Origin of the sequence: Bacillus sp. FSL R9-9492 (genome assembly GCF_038007365.1) — a bacterium.
GTDB classification, from domain to species: Bacteria; Bacillota; Bacilli; order Bacillales; family Bacillaceae_G; genus Bacillus_A; species Bacillus_A mycoides.
The window spans coordinates 4959031-4974936 of sequence record NZ_JBBOXC010000001.1; the positions used below are offsets into that span (position 1 = coordinate 4959031).

Annotated in this window: 20 protein-coding genes and 1 pseudogene; 8 read left to right on the forward strand and 13 right to left on the reverse strand. The window is 36.6% G+C overall.

Going from position 1 to position 15906, the window contains the following annotated elements:
- Nucleotides 1-20 precede the first annotated feature (20 nt).
- The 4 genes from MKY70_RS25595 to MKY70_RS25610 all read right to left on the reverse strand — a co-directional run bounded on the left by MKY70_RS25595 (nucleotide 21) and on the right by MKY70_RS25610 (nucleotide 2877).
- On the reverse strand, nucleotides 21-641 hold the full coding sequence (locus tag MKY70_RS25595; protein WP_078185144.1) for a 3D domain-containing protein: 621 nt from the start codon (nucleotides 639-641) through the stop codon (nucleotides 21-23).
- A gap of 86 nt (nucleotides 642-727) precedes the next feature.
- A complete protein-coding gene (locus tag MKY70_RS25600; protein WP_002089308.1) occupies nucleotides 728-1045 on the reverse strand; it encodes a YuiB family protein in 318 nt (105 codons plus the stop codon).
- Nucleotides 1042-1548: an NUDIX hydrolase gene (locus tag MKY70_RS25605; protein WP_002015875.1), complete on the reverse strand. Its 507-nt coding sequence runs from the start codon at nucleotides 1546-1548 to the stop codon at nucleotides 1042-1044. Before MKY70_RS25605 ends, MKY70_RS25600 begins: the two co-directional genes overlap by 4 nt.
- Before the next feature lie 120 nt (nucleotides 1549-1668).
- On the reverse strand, nucleotides 1669-2877 hold the full coding sequence (locus MKY70_RS25610; protein WP_341026010.1) for an NAD(P)/FAD-dependent oxidoreductase: 1209 nt from the start codon (nucleotides 2875-2877) through the stop codon (nucleotides 1669-1671).
- Between the two features lie 461 nt (nucleotides 2878-3338).
- Here MKY70_RS25610 and MKY70_RS25615 point away from each other — a divergent pair, with 461 nt between their 5' ends.
- The 3 genes from MKY70_RS25615 (at nucleotide 3339) to MKY70_RS25625 (ending at nucleotide 6406) form a co-directional block, all read left to right on the forward strand.
- Nucleotides 3339-4328: an NAD(P)/FAD-dependent oxidoreductase gene (locus MKY70_RS25615; RefSeq protein ID WP_341026012.1), complete on the forward strand. Its 990-nt coding sequence runs from the start codon at nucleotides 3339-3341 to the stop codon at nucleotides 4326-4328.
- 178 nt (nucleotides 4329-4506) lie between these two features.
- Nucleotides 4507-4983 (forward strand): GyrI-like domain-containing protein, encoded by a 477-nt coding sequence (locus tag MKY70_RS25620; RefSeq protein WP_002191058.1) that lies wholly within the window; start codon nucleotides 4507-4509, stop codon nucleotides 4981-4983.
- Between the two features lie 175 nt (nucleotides 4984-5158).
- On the forward strand, nucleotides 5159-6406 hold the full coding sequence (locus MKY70_RS25625) for an MFS transporter (RefSeq protein WP_002034542.1): 1248 nt from the start codon (nucleotides 5159-5161) through the stop codon (nucleotides 6404-6406).
- A gap of 17 nt (nucleotides 6407-6423) precedes the next feature.
- Here the strand turns inward: MKY70_RS25625 and MKY70_RS25630 are convergent, their stop codons facing one another.
- Entirely contained in the window at nucleotides 6424-7305 is an 882-nt protein-coding gene (locus MKY70_RS25630; RefSeq protein WP_088033135.1) for a helix-turn-helix domain-containing protein, read from the reverse strand.
- Nucleotides 7306-7537: 232 nt separating this feature from the next.
- Between MKY70_RS25630 and MKY70_RS25635 the strand changes: the two genes are divergently transcribed.
- Nucleotides 7538-7999: a DUF523 domain-containing protein gene (locus MKY70_RS25635; protein WP_341026013.1), complete on the forward strand. Its 462-nt coding sequence runs from the start codon at nucleotides 7538-7540 to the stop codon at nucleotides 7997-7999.
- A 30-nt stretch (nucleotides 8000-8029) separates the two neighbouring features.
- Here the strand turns inward: MKY70_RS25635 and MKY70_RS25640 are convergent, their stop codons facing one another.
- The 7 genes and pseudogenes from MKY70_RS25640 to MKY70_RS25670 form a co-directional block, all read right to left on the reverse strand.
- Entirely contained in the window at nucleotides 8030-8392 is a 363-nt protein-coding gene (locus MKY70_RS25640; RefSeq protein WP_341026015.1) for a YxeA family protein, read from the reverse strand.
- A 169-nt stretch (nucleotides 8393-8561) separates the two neighbouring features.
- On the reverse strand, nucleotides 8562-8747 hold the full coding sequence (locus MKY70_RS25645) for a hypothetical protein (RefSeq protein WP_080118317.1): 186 nt from the start codon (nucleotides 8745-8747) through the stop codon (nucleotides 8562-8564).
- Between the two features lie 35 nt (nucleotides 8748-8782).
- Nucleotides 8783-8971, reverse strand: a pseudogene (locus MKY70_RS25650) (hypothetical protein); the annotation flags it as partial.
- Between the two features lie 87 nt (nucleotides 8972-9058).
- Entirely contained in the window at nucleotides 9059-9817 is a 759-nt protein-coding gene (locus tag MKY70_RS25655) for a hypothetical protein (RefSeq protein WP_341026016.1), read from the reverse strand.
- A gap of 268 nt (nucleotides 9818-10085) precedes the next feature.
- Nucleotides 10086-10439: a HesB/IscA family protein gene (locus tag MKY70_RS25660; protein WP_002034566.1), complete on the reverse strand. Its 354-nt coding sequence runs from the start codon at nucleotides 10437-10439 to the stop codon at nucleotides 10086-10088.
- A gap of 41 nt (nucleotides 10440-10480) precedes the next feature.
- Complete coding sequence (gene dapF, locus MKY70_RS25665; protein WP_002015893.1) at nucleotides 10481-11347, reverse strand: diaminopimelate epimerase; 867 nt, start codon at nucleotides 11345-11347, stop codon at nucleotides 10481-10483.
- A gap of 327 nt (nucleotides 11348-11674) precedes the next feature.
- A complete protein-coding gene (locus MKY70_RS25670) occupies nucleotides 11675-11914 on the reverse strand; it encodes a YuzB family protein (protein ID WP_002015892.1) in 240 nt (79 codons plus the stop codon).
- Nucleotides 11915-12342: 428 nt separating this feature from the next.
- Between MKY70_RS25670 and MKY70_RS25675 the strand changes: the two genes are divergently transcribed.
- The 4 genes from MKY70_RS25675 (at nucleotide 12343) to MKY70_RS25690 (ending at nucleotide 15355) form a co-directional block, all read left to right on the forward strand.
- Nucleotides 12343-13413 carry an NAD(P)/FAD-dependent oxidoreductase gene (locus MKY70_RS25675; RefSeq protein WP_088033145.1) on the forward strand — a complete coding sequence of 357 codons (1071 nt, stop codon included), beginning with the start codon at nucleotides 12343-12345 and terminating at the stop codon, nucleotides 13411-13413.
- Between the two features lie 235 nt (nucleotides 13414-13648).
- On the forward strand, nucleotides 13649-13849 hold the full coding sequence (locus MKY70_RS25680; protein ID WP_044439152.1) for an aspartyl-phosphate phosphatase Spo0E family protein: 201 nt from the start codon (nucleotides 13649-13651) through the stop codon (nucleotides 13847-13849).
- 68 nt (nucleotides 13850-13917) lie between these two features.
- Nucleotides 13918-14577: an ABC transporter ATP-binding protein gene (locus MKY70_RS25685; protein ID WP_002191064.1), complete on the forward strand. Its 660-nt coding sequence runs from the start codon at nucleotides 13918-13920 to the stop codon at nucleotides 14575-14577.
- Complete coding sequence (locus tag MKY70_RS25690) at nucleotides 14561-15355, forward strand: ABC transporter permease (RefSeq protein ID WP_341026018.1); 795 nt, start codon at nucleotides 14561-14563, stop codon at nucleotides 15353-15355. Before MKY70_RS25685 ends, MKY70_RS25690 begins: the two co-directional genes overlap by 17 nt.
- Nucleotides 15356-15405: 50 nt before the next feature.
- On the opposite strand, the gene phnA is transcribed toward MKY70_RS25690, so the two are convergent.
- Entirely contained in the window at nucleotides 15406-15747 is a 342-nt protein-coding gene (gene phnA / locus MKY70_RS25695) for an alkylphosphonate utilization operon protein PhnA (RefSeq protein WP_002089332.1), read from the reverse strand.
- Nucleotides 15748-15906 lie beyond the last annotated feature (159 nt).

The following is a 15906-nucleotide window of genomic DNA, read 5'->3' on the forward strand; positions in this document are numbered from 1 at the left end:
AGCCCCATCGACTATACATCCTATTTCAAATATTGTCCTCGAAACACTTGCATCGTTTCGTCTTGATTTAACATCGTTAACTCTTCTTCCGAAAACTTGCCATTTCCTATTTTCACTATATACACATTTACTTTTTTCTTACCCCATTGGCTATAAACATCTTTCACCGTATCATAATATAAATCGAGACGATTTCCTTTTATAGCACCGCCCTTATCAGCTACAACACCATATCCGTAACCTGGCACGAATAGAATTGTCCCAAGCGGGAATACGCGTAAATCGGCAGCGATTGTGGAATATAAATCCCTTTTTGCTTTAACACCTGAATATGTAATGCCATACTCTGGATGCCCCGGCCTCTTTCCAGTTGACTCTATACCTGATGTATAACCAGTTGCAGTCATTTCTATAACACGATATTTAGACCAGTCATTTGCCTGCTCTAAAGCATTTATCACTTCTTTACTCGGAGCAACTTTTTTCTCAATTTCTGCTGCATGTACTTCTTTTACACTTGTTCCTTCATATGATTTTATAATCTCTAATAAAGAAACTCCTGTGAAAGCCTGCCATGTTACGCATAATGCGAATGCAAGTAAACAAGTCATCATAATGCGAATACAATATCGTTTTAACATTTTTATATTCCACACTCCTTCATCGTTAATCATTCCCTATACGATGAAGGAATATGCAAAAAAATAATCTCCAAATTGATTGGAGATTAAAACATTTGATATCCACTTTTCCGAAGTTTTTTAATTATAATTCCTGCTAAAGCAGCACCTACTAATCCAGTAGATAGAATAAACACATCTGCGTGTCCTAAATGCGATACACTTGTCCCAAATGAAGAAAATGTTTCTTTTGGCTTTGAAAAATAGTCCCATACACTCGCTTTATTAATAATAAGCATACAAATAATCGGATATACAATAACCATTACCCACGTAGCTCGCAAAATCATGTTGAGTAAAAATCCAATTCCAAAAAATAAAATAAAGAACAACATCATTGAAATAAGTAGTACCGGTATACTCACTTCTTCTCCCTCTCCTTCGCATACGCCGTAAACACATGATAAGCCGTATAACCAAATTGCTCTCCTGGATTTAATGTTTTGTCCATTTCAAAATGCGACTCTGCTCTTCCTTCTAATAAATATTTGATGAGTACAGAAGTATTTTGATCATCTGCAATATTTTCCGGATGTAAAAAAGCTACTTCCGACAATTCTTTCTCCTGTACGATAACGTCTTCTCCCTCTGGCTCTAGAAGAAAAATAATCATATTATCACTAATTTCATTATGAATAACACCTGAGCGAATACCAATAATCCCCTTTACATGAGCAACAATGCCTGTCTCTTCCAAAATTTCACGTTTCACAGCTTCATCAACAGTCTCGCCTTCATTAACAAAACCAGCAGGTAAAGACCATTGCCCTTTCAATCCACCGTATTTTTTCTTAACGAATAGCCATCTCCCATCTTCTGTAGCTACTAAGCCACTGACAGCTAACCACACTTTCCCTCGCTTCCCCATGATATAACCTCCTCCATCAAAACGAACAGAATATTCTTTCTTTTTTATATATTATACTATATTTTCAATACGAAAAAAGCAGAAACAGCTCATAGCCGTTTCTGCTTTTTCTACTATATATTAAAAGAACTTCAATTTACCTTTTTTAAGAACTAATAAAGGTCCGCCTAGTAAGAATAAGTAACGGTTGTCGATTACTTTCTTCATGAATGAAGCTTTCCAACCTGTTAACTTTTTACCCATAACAACGCCCATTGCATCGTCATGACCTAATGAACATACAGATCCTTTATTATCAAATGCGAACTTTTTCATTTCACCTTTGCCGCGAACTAACACAGTTAAATTGTGTGCAATATTATAACCTTCTTGAATTGCAATCTGTGCTGTTGGTGGGTATGGACGGTTAATCTCTTCGTTGATGATTAACGCTGCATCACCAACCATGAATACATCTTCATGACCCGGAGCGTGCATGTACTCATCCACTTTAATACGTCCGCGCATTGCTTCAAATCCAGACTCTTCCACAATACCGTTACCACGAACACCTGCAGCCCAAACTACAGTTTCAGATTTAAGAAGTTCAGCATCATCACCGTTTGCAACGATAATACCTTCTTCAGTTGCTTCCTTAATTGCTGTCCCGATGCGGAATTCTACGCCTTTTTTCTCAAGTTGTTTCACAGCATATTCTACTAATGTTGGATCGAAACCTGGAAGTGCTGTTGGAGCAGCTTCTACACAGATGATACGTGCTTTTTCACGTGGAACATCGTACTCTTTGCAAAGTTCAGGAATACGGTTTGCAAGCTCACCTACGTACTCGATACCAGTAAATCCAGCGCCACCAACAACGATTGTTACTAACTCATCACGTTTTTCAGTCGCATATTGAGCGAATTTTTCTTCCATATGCTCACGAATTTGACGAGTTGCATTAATGTTAGTGATTGAGAATGCATGCTCTTTTAATCCTTTAATTCCGAACGTTTCTGATTCGAAACCAAGACCGATTACTAAGTAATCATACTCTAATTCACCATCTTTTAAGATAATACGTTTTTCAGCAGCTTTAATCTCTACTACTGTATCTTGTACAAAGTTCACTTTATTTGTATCGATAACGTCTTGAATATCTAGACAGATTTTATCATCTTGTAATGTACCAGCTGCACTCTCATGTAACCAAGTTGCTTGGTAGTGATAGCTGTTGTTGTTTACTAACGTAATTTCAGCTTCACTTACAGATAATGTTTTTTGCAGACGAACAGTCGTAATCATCCCGCCATAACCTGCACCTAAAACTACGATTTTTGGAGTCTTCACTAAATCACAACCCTTTTCTTTATATAATAGTAATAAAAAATAATACCAAGTACTAAAAACTCTATTTGTCAAGAATGTGGAATTTATCACATTCTATATCATAACAAAACGCAGTCAAAAAATCGTACGAAATTTGTCATAGAAATTTAACATAATACTTCCCTATATTAGTCGGTTTCATTCCATAATTCAAGCACCTAGAGAATTATCGATATTTTAAAATAACATAGCGTTTTCAAGGGTTTTTTAGCCTTTTTTTCATGTATTTTCCTTCCATTATATTTTATACGATTCTAAAACATCTATTCGAAAACTTACTTATTATTCAGTCGTTTTCAGAAGTATTATTAACTGAAATATGCTATCATTTATTTGAAAGTGTCATCATTTGCAGGATTTTCGTGTACATATGAACAATATATGAAATCAATATTAAAATTCCATCTATAGGGGGAATGAAAGTGACAGAAAATCAAAAAGTTTACGACATAACGATTATTGGTGGTGGCCCAACAGGACTATTCACTGCATTTTATGGCGGAATGAGACAAGCAAGTGTAAAAATTATTGAAAGCTTACCTCAACTTGGGGGGCAATTATCCGCGCTATATCCTGAAAAATATATTTATGATGTAGCTGGATTCCCGAAAGTACGCGCACAAGAGTTAGTTGATAACTTAAAAGAGCAAATGAAGAAATTTGATCCAACTGTTTGCTTAGAGGAAGCTGTTGATACGCTTGAAAAACAAGCTGACGGTATATTTAAGCTTGTTACAAATAAACAAACTCACTACTCCAAATCTGTCATTATTACTGCTGGTAATGGTGCTTTCCAACCACGCCGCTTAGAATTAGAAGGCGGGGCAAAATACGAAAAGAAAAACTTACATTATTTCGTTGATGATATGAATAAATTTGCTGGAAAACGCGTCGTTGTATTCGGCGGTGGTGACTCAGCAGTAGATTGGACAATGATGTTAGAACCGCTTGCGGACAAAGTTACAATTGCTCATCGCCGCGACAAATTCCGTGCACATGAACATAGCGTAGAAAGCTTAATGAATTCCCGTGCAGAAGTAAGCACACCTTACGTTCCAGTTGAACTTATCGGTGATGATACTATTGAACAAGTTGTTCTTCAGCACGTAAAAACAGAAGAAAAAATTATCATCGATGTTGATGACGTAATCGTAAACTACGGCTTCGTTTCTTCACTTGGTCCAATTAAAAATTGGGGCTTAGATATTCAAAAAAACAGCATCCTCGTGAACTCAAAAATGGAAACAAATATTCCTGGCATTTACGCTGCTGGTGACATTTGTACATATGAAGGAAAAGTAAAACTCATTGCTTGCGGCTTTGGTGAAGCACCGACAGCAGTAAACAATGCAAAAGCTTACTTCGATCCAAACGCAAAACTTCAACCAATGCATAGCTCAAGTATGTTTTAATATAGAAATGAAAAGAACTCCTTTTACATGAAAGGAGTTCTTTTGTTATAAAGATCCCTAATCCAAATTACCTCTCTTTCTTCACAGCTATGTACTTTAGAAAAAAATACCACATACTCCTAAAATATGTTACAATAAAACAGAACATACGTTTCATTCAATGGAGGGGAATTTTATAATGAAAGAACCTATTATCATTAAGAAAGAAGCTTTCCAAGCAATCGGCGTTTCTATTACGACGACAAATGAAAAAGAGGCATCTACTGAAGGAAAAATCCCACAACTTTGGAACCAATACTTCCAAGAACAAATCATGCATCACATCCCAAATCAACAAACAAAAGAAACATTCGCTTTCTACTCAAACTACGAATCAGATGAAACTGGTACATATCAATTTACTATTGGCATGCCTGTTTCTTCATTAGAAGACGTTCCTGAAAATATGACAGCCTTAACAATACCTGCCGCAACGTATGCGGTATTTACAACGAGAAAAGGTCCTGTGTCTGAAGTCATTTGTGAAACTTGGGAATATATTTGGCAATGGTCGAAAGAAAACAAACGTGCTTTTACAACAGACTTTGAGCTTTATGACGAAAATGCAGTAGATCCAAATAACGTACAAGTGGATATTTATATCGCTTTAGCGTGAATGACAAAAAAGAAGATACCCTTTGGTATCTTCTTTTTTGTCGTTAAATAGCCACTGTGCAAATTCATTATTATTGTCTACAATGAGAAAGTGCAGTATAGAAATATTAGAAACTGTATAAAACGATTGTTAATAGGTTTTTCAGTCTAAATTTGGTACGTAGAAAGGAAGCAATATGGAGGAACTACAACAAAATAAATCTGCTTTAGAAGGAAGCGGAAAACCGTTATTAAAAAATACGAACTTCCTTTTTCTTTGGGCAGCTACTCTCTTTTCAAGTTTTGCTTTAGCCTTTTTTACTTTTTCACAAACATGGTACATAGCAAAAACATTAAACCTTGAGGCTTCACTCGGTATTGTTTTCGTGGCTCTTAGTGTTCCAAGACTCATCTTTATGATTATCGGCGGAGCATTAGCTGATAAATTCCCGAAAAAAAATATTATGTTTTACTCTAATATTATTCGCGCTATTCTTGTCGCAACCATTCTCACCTGGTTCATCGTCGGTGATGTAACACTATATACATTTGCTTTGTTCGCTTTGTTCTTCGGACTTGCTGACGCTTTCTTCTGGTCAGCAGATGGATCTATTCTGCCTGAACTTGTAGAAAAAAGCCGTTTAACACAAGCAAATTCACTTACTCAAATGACAAACCAAGGATCGGTCATCTTGGGCCCTGTACTTGGCGGTATTCTCATTAAATTTACGAACTATGAAACAATCTTTTCAATTACAATCCTGCTACTCATTATCGCTGCGATACTCGTTCAAAAAATACAATTTACAGTACCCGAAAAAAATGAAACAGATAAAGGCATGTTTACTTCTATTAAAGAGGGAATTTCATATGTAAAAGAATCACCATTTCTTTCAACTTTCCTTATATGTAGCGCCTTTTTAAATTTATTTTTAATCGGCCCAATGCAAGTAGGCTTCCCGCTCTTCGTCAAAAACGTTCTGCACGGTGATTCACTTCAGTTTAGTTACTTAGAAGCGTCTGTTGGCGGCGGGATGGCGATAGGAGCTGTCATTGTCGGATTAAAAAACATTAACCGCAGACGTGGTCTATTTTGTATTATCATGATGCTACTGTCTGGTGTATTCTTCCTAGCCATCAACTTTAGCACCGTACTTTGGCAAGCGTTATTAGCTGGAATGTTTTACGGTATTACAATTGCGATGGCTATCGTTCCACTTATGGCAATGATTCAATCAACAGTAAAAGAAGAGATGATGGGACGCGTTATGAGCTTACTTATGCTTTCATCGATGGGATTCATTCCGCTCTCTTACGCATTTACATCGCTTGCACTTGGGATAGGCATTCCCATTGTAACGGTTATGAAAAGCGGTGCAATCGCTGTTATCGTCTTTGTACTATTTGTAGCAATTCGTGTTCCAGTTGTAAGAAAGTTCGATTAGCTACTTGGAGTCATGTATTATACGCATGGCTCTTTTTTAAATGGATCGAATAACGGTATTCCCTTACTTCTCCTTAATGCCGCTCCCCACTCTAATCCAATTTCTAAAAATAAATCTCGCATCGTACTATACAATAGTGCTCCAACATCTTTACGAATTTCTCCGTACTTATACGCTCTCACAACACTTTTCACCCTCCAAATTAAATTTCCACGCACTTCTTCATCAGCTAATATTCCCTCTAATAAAGCACCTTGCTCTAGTAATCCGCTCTTTTTATAAGCAAGTTCCACCTTACTCCAAAATATATTAATCTTCTTCGGATTACTCGTCATCGGCACCAGTGCGTATATGAAAGGCTTCGGTATATCGTGACGACAATACGTTTCATCAAGCTCGTACGTTACTTTTCTTTTATCTTTTATTTGTGGAATGTTTTTAGAAAGAATTGTTTCCTCCTCATTTTTTTGCTCGTTTCCACTACAGCCATCTGTACGATCATCACTTTCACATGCGGACATTTTCATACGGTCATCCATGCGGTCAATTGCAGATTTAAGAAATACATATAAGTTTGCACTATATCCCCCGCGCTTATATCTTTCTTTTGTCGCAACACGTTTTATAATCCCTAGTTCCTCTAACTTTGCAATCGATCGGCGTACCGTACGAATACTCTTTCCAACATTTGTAGCAATCGTCTCCATTAACGGACAAGCAACTCCCACTGTTTTCTGTTTCTCATTCACTGCATACTTTCCTAAAAAATGAATAATGATAGCATCCGTTTTATTCAAGTGAAATCGATAGCACTTCAAAACTTGTTTTTGATATGTATTAAACTCTTCTTTACTTCGAAATTGACTATATGGTTTCATTAAATTATATAAGCTTCCCATTTTTATCACCTCACTTATAGGTAAGAAATAGGAAGAGAAATTGGCGTGATATTTAATATTTTTTATCCCGCATTAACGGGCAGTAAGACTCCCACCTCCAGATTCGGCGAATCCGAGGAGGTTAGGTGGGAGATCAACTGCCCGTAAAAGCCCGATTGGTAAAGGCTAATAATCAGTGGGGGATGGACAAAACCCCCACTGATTAAAATTTCACTTTATTGGAGATGAAAATATGATTGTAATTAGTGCTTGTTTAGGTGGTATTGCTTGTCGGTATGACGGTAACGATAATCTCGTTTCACAAATAGAAGAGTTATTACAGAGGGAAGATACCATCCTCGTTTGTCCCGAAGTATTAGGCGGTTTACCAACACCACGCCCTTCTGCTGAAATTATCGGCGGTAATGGCGATGATGTTTTAGATGGAAAAGCAAAAGTAATGACGAAAGAAGGACAAGATGTCACGGAGGCTTTCGTGCGTGGTGCTTATAAAGCATTAGAACAAATAAAAGATTTAAACCCAGAATATATAATTTTAAAAGAACGCAGTCCATCTTGTGGTAGTTCTACTATTTACACAGGGGAATTTAACGGCAATAAACAAACTGGTTACGGAGTGACAACTGCTTTATTCAAAAGGCATGGATTTAAAGTCATTTCAGAAGAGGTTTTTGAGAACGAAAAAAGGAATTGACCATGATCGCCAATTCCTTTTTTTCACTACTTATTTCACACCTGATTTTTCTTTCACTTTCGCAGGAAGCTCGTCCTTTTTCACTTCTTCCCAAGCTGATACACCTTTTTTATCTGAGTGGTATACGCGTAGGAATGCTTCTTTACGAAGATTTTTTTGAGCAGTAAATTCTAATTCTTTCTCTTTACCTTCTTTATCAAATCCAGTTAACTTGTACTCAAAATATTTGAATGGCTTACCGTCATCAGATTTCTCATTTTTTTCGATTCCATCAGTTGTAATTTGAACGTAGTACTCATCTTTCCCCATACGGTTAATATCACAGCCAACTAAAAGACTTGCAAATACAAATAAAATACTAAAAAGTGCAATATATCTTTTCATTTCCTTCACCTCATATGTTTTTTCTTATATTCTTATCTTACAGCCCAAGCCTTAAAGAAGAAATTCAAAAACATGACATGAACATTACACTTTTGTAAGATAGTAAATTAAAACTTTAATCAGTTTTTTTTCATTGAAAACGTTATTGACACTCATCTAGCCTAGTCATGACAATCTATTAACGCCAATAACGTCTTCCACGCCAATTTTTCCACTTGTCACGAATCTTATCACGTAATTTCCTTATACCGCTTATTACACCTTCTATTACGCACTCTATTATGATATCAATTACAAGGTAACTTACGAATCTAATTATAGGTTTAATCACATATCTCCTTACGAATTCAAAAATATCGTCAATCTTGCGTCCCCTCCCGCTCGTACAAAAAACTGCCACTTCCCATTCTTTTTGCGCAATCTACGTTCTGTTACAACCGCGGCGCCTACTGCAGTAGCTATCAACAAAAATAGTACGGCGATAGCGTCCACAATGAGGCTATTGAATTTGGATGAAACCCCAACAAATACTAACGCTATCGTTAATACTGCTAGCATAATTATCGTTATCTTATCTTCGTTCATCATTGTCCTCTCCGATTACTCACGGTTCTCTCTCCAAGACTTTATAAAGCCACCGACAACTTTACTGCAATTGTTCCCGTAATTAATTTATTATCGTGGTAATCCATCTTCTACTACCTGCGTAACAGTTCCATTCGGTTCGAATATTACACGTAATGTTCCTTTGCCGCCATAACCGGTATAGCCGTATACTGAATACGATTTATATTTCTCAATCATACGTGGCTGTCCAATCGCAGCTTTTACTTGATTCGCAGGCATACCTTTTTTGATTTTCAAATAGTGATTATAGTCTACTTCCGCCGAATCGTTATTTACATCTTTATACCACGGTACGCGGTCGTTTTTTTCTTCATATTCCTTTACAGGCTCTTCACTGCTTTTCGTAGATACCTGACTCTCTTTATCCGCATCCTTTATAGCAGTGCGTTCAATATTAACAACGTAACCATATGTATTTAATTCAACCATAATTTCATATGTACCATCCGTATCCTTTTCAGTATAAAACACGCGTTTTTCCTTGTTATTATAATTTTTTATGTTCTCACCGCCGTAGTCAATCGTATTAAGAATATCCGTATATGTCATGCCTTCCTCAATCTTTTCGGCTTCGTCGCGAGAAATATAATGCTTCTGTGATGACGGAGCGTCCTCATATTTAATGCTGTCACGTTCGCTCGTAGTCATAGGGGTTTCCTTCTGTTCTTTTAGTACTTCCGCTTCCGATTTCACCTGTTGCTTTGCTCCCGCTTTTGTTAACACGTCGGTATCGTTAGAACAAGCTCCAAATATTGATGCTGTAACCAACGTCATCCCTAATACCAGTACTTTCTTAAATGACTTCATTGTAATTCCTCCGGTAGTTTTTAATTTCTAGTAATCAGCGTATTTTAATTAATATGGAACGAGTCAGTTCTATACAATTTGATATGGCCTGCACCTTCATGCATCCTCTTTAGCCTTCTTCTTGCATATATTCGTTATCTTTGTCATGCTCTTTTTCTTTTTAGCGCAAAAGAAAAGACCTTCCTAACGATTTGGTTTCATCGCTAAGAAGGTCTTTATATGCAACCTACCCATTCAATTTCCACTTAGAATAAAGGGATGAAAAAACTTAGCAATCTTCTGGCTTACCAGCATTCGACGCTGTACGGAAAGATGATCCGCATCCACATGATGCGATCGCGTTTGGATTGTCGATTGTGAATCCGCCGCCAAGCATAGATTGCTTATAGTCAACTTTCACTCCCTTTACAATCGGAGCACTTTCTTTATCGATAACAAATTCAACACCGAAAAACTCAAGAACTGTGTCGTCTTCTTTTGGTTCTACTTCAAATCCTAAGCCGTAAGAAAGACCACTACATCCGCCGCCATGTACAGCAAGGCGCACGTACTTCTCTCCATCTTCAGCATCTTTTAACATATCTTTAATTTGAAAAGCTGCTTGTTCTGTTACTTCAATCATGAAATACACCATCCTTTCTGTTCTCATTCTATTATACATCTTTACGCTTCTATCTTGTACTCATACACTCCGCGGCAAATTATTTCCGCAGGTCCTTTCATTAATACATTTCCTTCTTCTGTCCATGCGATCATTAAGTCACCGCCAGCTAAGTGAACCGTAATTTCTTTACCGTGTTCCATTTTCCCATTTAAAATTGCCGCAACGACAGCTGCGCATGCTCCTGTCCCGCAAGCTTGTGTTACACCAGATCCTCGTTCCCAAACGCGGAAATTCATCTCCTCATCATTCAAAATCTCGATGAATTCAACATTCACTCGCTCTGGGAACATTTCATGCGTCTCAAGAACCGGTCCTAACGTTGTAAGAGGCGCTTTTTCTACATCATCAACAAAAATAACCGCATGTGGATTCCCCATTGAAACAGCTGTAAATGCATAACGGTGATTATTGTATAAGAAGTTTTCACGAATAAATGGTGTTTCTCCTTCACCAAGCATCGGTATCTCTTCACGTGTTAAACGAGGTGCTCCCATGTCGATTTTCGCTAATGTAACTTTGTCATCTTCTACCGTTACTTCTGCCGTAACAATACCAGCTAACGTTTCAATTGTGAAAACTTTACCTTCTACTAGTTTATGCTCATACGCATATTTCGCTACGCAGCGTAAACCATTTCCACAGCTCTTTCCTTCTGAGCCATCGTTATTAAACATGCGCATTTTTACTGGTGCCACGTCAGAAGGACAAATTAAAATCATTCCATCTGCACCAATACCAGTATTAATATTTGAAACCTTTTCCGCTACAATTGCTAAATCTTCTTCTCTAATTTGTTCCTCAAACATATTTACATATATATAACTATTTCCAAGACCATGCATTTTTGTAAAAGAAAATTGGCTCATTTTTATTCACTCCAAAAATAATTTATTATTTCAAGTATAAAATGCATGCTTTTAGAACACAATATGAATGTCCCCCGTTTCTCATATTTGACAGTGTTTTGGCAATAAGCCGTTCTTACACAAATCGTGTAAGAAAAAAGCCCTTCTAAAAGGGCTTTTTTTTTCGAAATAAACACTCCTAATAAAGTGAAACTTTAATCAGTGGGGGACGGGCAACAGGGCTTCAACCTAACTTCTTTGCTTCAGCTGAATTTTGAGGTGGGAGTCTTACTGCCCGCAAATAGCGGGATAAATGAAAAAAGAAAAACGTTGCCTGTTTGCAACGCTTTAAAACATTGGATTTTCATCCATATAATCATATACATTATTTACAAGTTCTTCTACTGTTGCACCTTGTACCACTTCACCATTTACAAGTGCAAATGGACCTTCAAAACAGATGCCACAATATCCTAAACAACCATATTCCATTACGTCTAAATTAGGATCTTTTTCTAATTTTTCTAAAGCTGCTTGCGAACCGCTTGCAAGGTTACCTACACAAAATTCGATTAATGGTTTAATCAAAACTCTCTCCCCCCTGTATCTCTAAACAAATTACCATTTACTTTATATGGTATGTGCATACCTAATTTGCGAAACGGATAAGTAACCCTCTCTACTTGTTACCATTCCACTTTATTTATAAGAAGGAAACTAAGCTGTTTCTTGTTGTTTTCGTTATATATTCTAAACTATTTGGTTACTTCACTATTTCACTTCATAATAGATAGTCTTCTTTATATAACATACTACTCATAATGAAATAGTAAATAGTAACTAGAAAATGAAAACCATTTACTTTACTTTTCTTCTTATTGTACAACAGAGTATTCATTCATGCATTGTTATTTGTTCACAAATTCGATATAATTTGATTGTGTAAAGTCAAAATATTTTATTAATATAAAATTGTATGATTAGGGGATATTTCAACAGAAAAGGGGTAATCCATCATGAAACACCTCGTACTACTAGGTGGTGGCTACGGTGGAATGAGAATTCTGCAGCGGCTACTTCCAAGCAACCAACTTCCAGATGATGTACAAGTGACATTAATCGACAAAGTACCATATCATTGCTTTAAAACTGAATATTATGCATTAGTTGCGGGTACAATTTCAGAAACGCATATTCGCATACCGTTTCCTGAGCACCCACGTCTCAATATTCAATACGGAACAGTAACAAATATTGACCTCGAAACGAAAGCCGTTCATCTCGATGGCGGTGAAACGATTCAATATGATGATTTAATTATCGGGCTTGGCTGTGAAGATAAATATCATAACGTTCCTGGGGCAAAGGAATATACACATAGCCTACAATCAATTGAACAAACACGTAAGACATATGAACAATTAAATAGCTTAGAACCCAATGCAACAGTAGCTGTCGTTGGGGCTGGTTTAAGCGGCGTTGAAGTGGCAAGTGAACTTCGCGAAAGCCGTTCAGATTTAAAAATCTATTTATTTGATCGAAAAGATAGAATTTTATTCCCATTCCCAGAGAAATTAAGTAGATACGTAGAAGAATGGTTTGTAAAACATAAAGTTACCATTATACGAAACTCTAACATTACAAAAGTGGAACCAAACATTGTATACAACCATGATGAACCACTTGAATGTGATGCAATCGTCTGGACAGCTGGTATTCAAGCAAATGAAGTTGTTCGAAACCTTCCAGTAGAACAAGATGGTAGCGGACGGGTTGTTTTAACGAAATATCACAATATTCCAAATAACGAGCACGTTTATGTCGTAGGAGATTGTGCAGCACTTCCACACGCACCATCTGCTCAACTTGCTGAAGGTCAAGGAGAACAAATTGTCCAAATATTATTAAAACGTTGGAATAATGAACCCCTTCCTGATGAACTACCTGTTATTAAATTAAAAGGTGTTCTCGGTTCTCTCGGCAAAAAACATGGATTTGGTTTACTAGCAAACCAACCATTAATGGGACGTGTACCGAGATTATTAAAATCCGGTCTTCTTTGGATGTACAAATATCATAACGGTTAATACTTTAAAGGCTGCCTACATAGTAGACAGCCTTTTTCTATTCATTTTTAAAAAATAACTTTCTCAATATAGATTCACGAAACTTCCCTATTTTAATATTAAAAACTATCAATTAAAAGTGTATGCTATATGTAAGAGTTGTTTCATTTTATTATTTTCTTTAGGACCGAATACGTTCGGTCTTATTTTTTATGCTATAAGTACTACACATAATAGGAGGCATTTCATTTCACTTATGAACTTAACAAAACTAAATAATCAAATAGAAGTGAAAAAGAAAGAATTAATCCACCTCGTTGAAAAATATGGATTTTCTCACGATAAAGTCATTTCTCTCAGTCAAGACTTAGATCGCTTGCTAAACTTATTAACGAAGCTAACTTCCGTCTCAAAACGATCTAATCCTACAAACAAAGAAAAAAGATGTTCCCTCTGAATAGACTTTATTTTTCTATTTTTCTCCCTTTTTGATACGATATAACTAGAATCAGAAAGGAGCAATTTATGTTTATATTAAAAGACATCATATATAAAGATATTCTACACATTCCTTATTTACAGATTCAAAAAGAAAAAACAACTTGTATTATCGGTGAAAGTGGTAGTGGTAAAAGCACATTACTTCGCATGTTAAACGATTTACAATCACCAACATCTGGCACAATTGAATATAACGGAAAATCTATTTTAGATTATCCTCCCATTCAATTACGCCGTGAAGTTGTCATGCTCGGACAAACTCCGCCTATTTTTGATGGAACAATTAAAGATAATTTATTAATGGGACTTCGATTTTCTGAAAAGCCATTTCCAAATGACGATGCCCTGCAAGGCGCATTAACGACTGTTAGCCTAGATAAAAAATTAGAAGATAACGCCTCTTCTTTATCAGGTGGCGAAAAACAAAGACTTGCTTTCGCTCGTATTATACTAATGGATCCGCCCGTCTATTTATTAGATGAACCAACTTCGGCACTAGATGGTGACACAGAACGCCGCGTTATGAAACAATTCACTCTACTGGCAAGAGAAAAGAAAAAAACAGTTATCTTCATCACGCACTCGCAACAACTTCCAGAAGAAATCGCAGACGATATTATTGAAATTAGTAAAACAAACGGTGCAACTAGAAAGGAAGTGCTATCAATTGAAGGGCGTTATTGAACTACAAATTTGGCAACTTGCAGCTGCATATATTTTCATCCTTATTTTAATCGGGCTTGTGAAATTAAAAGGAATACCGCGTGAGAAACAAATTACAATTGCTACATTACGTATGACAATTCAGCTCGTACTAGTCGCATATGTTCTTACATACATATTTGAAAATAGTAATCCGTTTTATACAATAGCTCTCATTACTTCTATTACTACATTTGCGATTTTCAACATTTATAAACGAATAAACCTTCCTATGTCAAAAGAATTAAAACGAGTAGCCGCCCTCTCCATGATCGCTGGATCAATTGGCCCTCTTCTACTATTTATCTTTGTCATTATCGGACACAATCCTTGGTATGCTCCGCAATATATCGTTCCTATTGCCGGCATGCTAATCGGTAACGCTATGACAGGTATTTGCCTCGGGGCAAACACCTTTTTAAACAGTATGAAATCACAAAGAGACCATATTGAAGGTGCACTTATGCTCGGTGCAACTCCGAAACAAGCAACTGCCCCACTCATACGGGACGCTTTCGATTCTGCTATTTTACCAACAATTAATTCTATGATCGGAATGGGAATTATAAGTCTTCCAGGCATGATGACAGGACAAATTTTATCCGGTGTATCACCCTTTACAGCTATCCAATATCAAATTGTGATTATACTTGGCATTTCTGGAAGTACAGCTTTCTCTGTTATTATCTTCTTACAGCTTGGGTATAAAACGTTTTTTAATAAAAGATGTCAGTTGAAAGAAGTTGAAGTACAATCATAAAAAAGACGCCCTGCAAGTAACTTGCAGGGCGTCTTTTTCCTTTACTAACCTTACGCCTTCTTAACAAACTGTGATTTTAACTTCATAGCTCCGAAACCGTCGATTTTACAATCAATATCGTGATCTCCCTCAACTAGACGGATACTCTTTACTTTCGTACCAATCTTTACAACTGAAGAAGTTCCTTTTACTTTTAAATCTTTAATTACAGTAACAGCATCGCCATCTTGAAGAACGTTTCCGTTCGCATCTTTTACAACTTTTGCACCATCATTACTTTCAGCTTCCGCTTCTTGACCCCACTCATGGGCACATTCTGGACATACGAAAAGAGCGCCATCCTCATACGTATATTCTGAATTACATTTTGGACAATTTGGTAAAGTAGCCATAAATTCATTTCCTCCGTTCATTATTTATACGTAAAAATCAAATCGAATTTTTACATGTCGATAAAGTGAAACTTTAATAAGTGGAGGATGGAATCCCCCACTTATTATTAGTTGAACCAATCGGGCATTTACGGGCAGTTGACATCCCACCTACATATT

Excerpts from the sequence above, each read along its gene's own strand:
- MKY70_RS25595 (WP_078185144.1), bottom strand. The coding sequence starts at position 641 with ATGTTAAAACGATATTGTATTCGCATTATGATGACTTGTTTACTTGCA.
- MKY70_RS25605 (WP_002015875.1), bottom strand. The coding sequence starts at position 1,548 with ATGGGGAAGCGAGGGAAAGTGTGGTTAGCTGTCAGTGGCTTAGTAGCT.
- MKY70_RS25620 (WP_002191058.1), top strand. The coding sequence starts at position 4,507 with ATGAAAGAACCTATTATCATTAAGAAAGAAGCTTTCCAAGCAATCGGC.
- MKY70_RS25625 (WP_002034542.1), top strand. The coding sequence starts at position 5,159 with ATGGAGGAACTACAACAAAATAAATCTGCTTTAGAAGGAAGCGGAAAA.
- MKY70_RS25630 (WP_088033135.1), bottom strand. The coding sequence starts at position 7,305 with ATGGGAAGCTTATATAATTTAATGAAACCATATAGTCAATTTCGAAGT.
- MKY70_RS25635 (WP_341026013.1), top strand. The coding sequence starts at position 7,538 with ATGATTGTAATTAGTGCTTGTTTAGGTGGTATTGCTTGTCGGTATGAC.
- MKY70_RS25655 (WP_341026016.1), bottom strand. The coding sequence starts at position 9,817 with ATGAAGTCATTTAAGAAAGTACTGGTATTAGGGATGACGTTGGTTACA.
- MKY70_RS25660 (WP_002034566.1), bottom strand. The coding sequence starts at position 10,439 with ATGATTGAAGTAACAGAACAAGCAGCTTTTCAAATTAAAGATATGTTA.
- dapF (WP_002015893.1), bottom strand. The coding sequence starts at position 11,347 with ATGAGCCAATTTTCTTTTACAAAAATGCATGGTCTTGGAAATAGTTAT.
- MKY70_RS25675 (WP_088033145.1), top strand. The coding sequence starts at position 12,343 with ATGAAACACCTCGTACTACTAGGTGGTGGCTACGGTGGAATGAGAATT.
- MKY70_RS25680 (WP_044439152.1), top strand. The coding sequence starts at position 13,649 with ATGAACTTAACAAAACTAAATAATCAAATAGAAGTGAAAAAGAAAGAA.
- MKY70_RS25685 (WP_002191064.1), top strand. The coding sequence starts at position 13,918 with ATGTTTATATTAAAAGACATCATATATAAAGATATTCTACACATTCCT.
- phnA (WP_002089332.1), bottom strand. The coding sequence starts at position 15,747 with ATGGCTACTTTACCAAATTGTCCAAAATGTAATTCAGAATATACGTAT.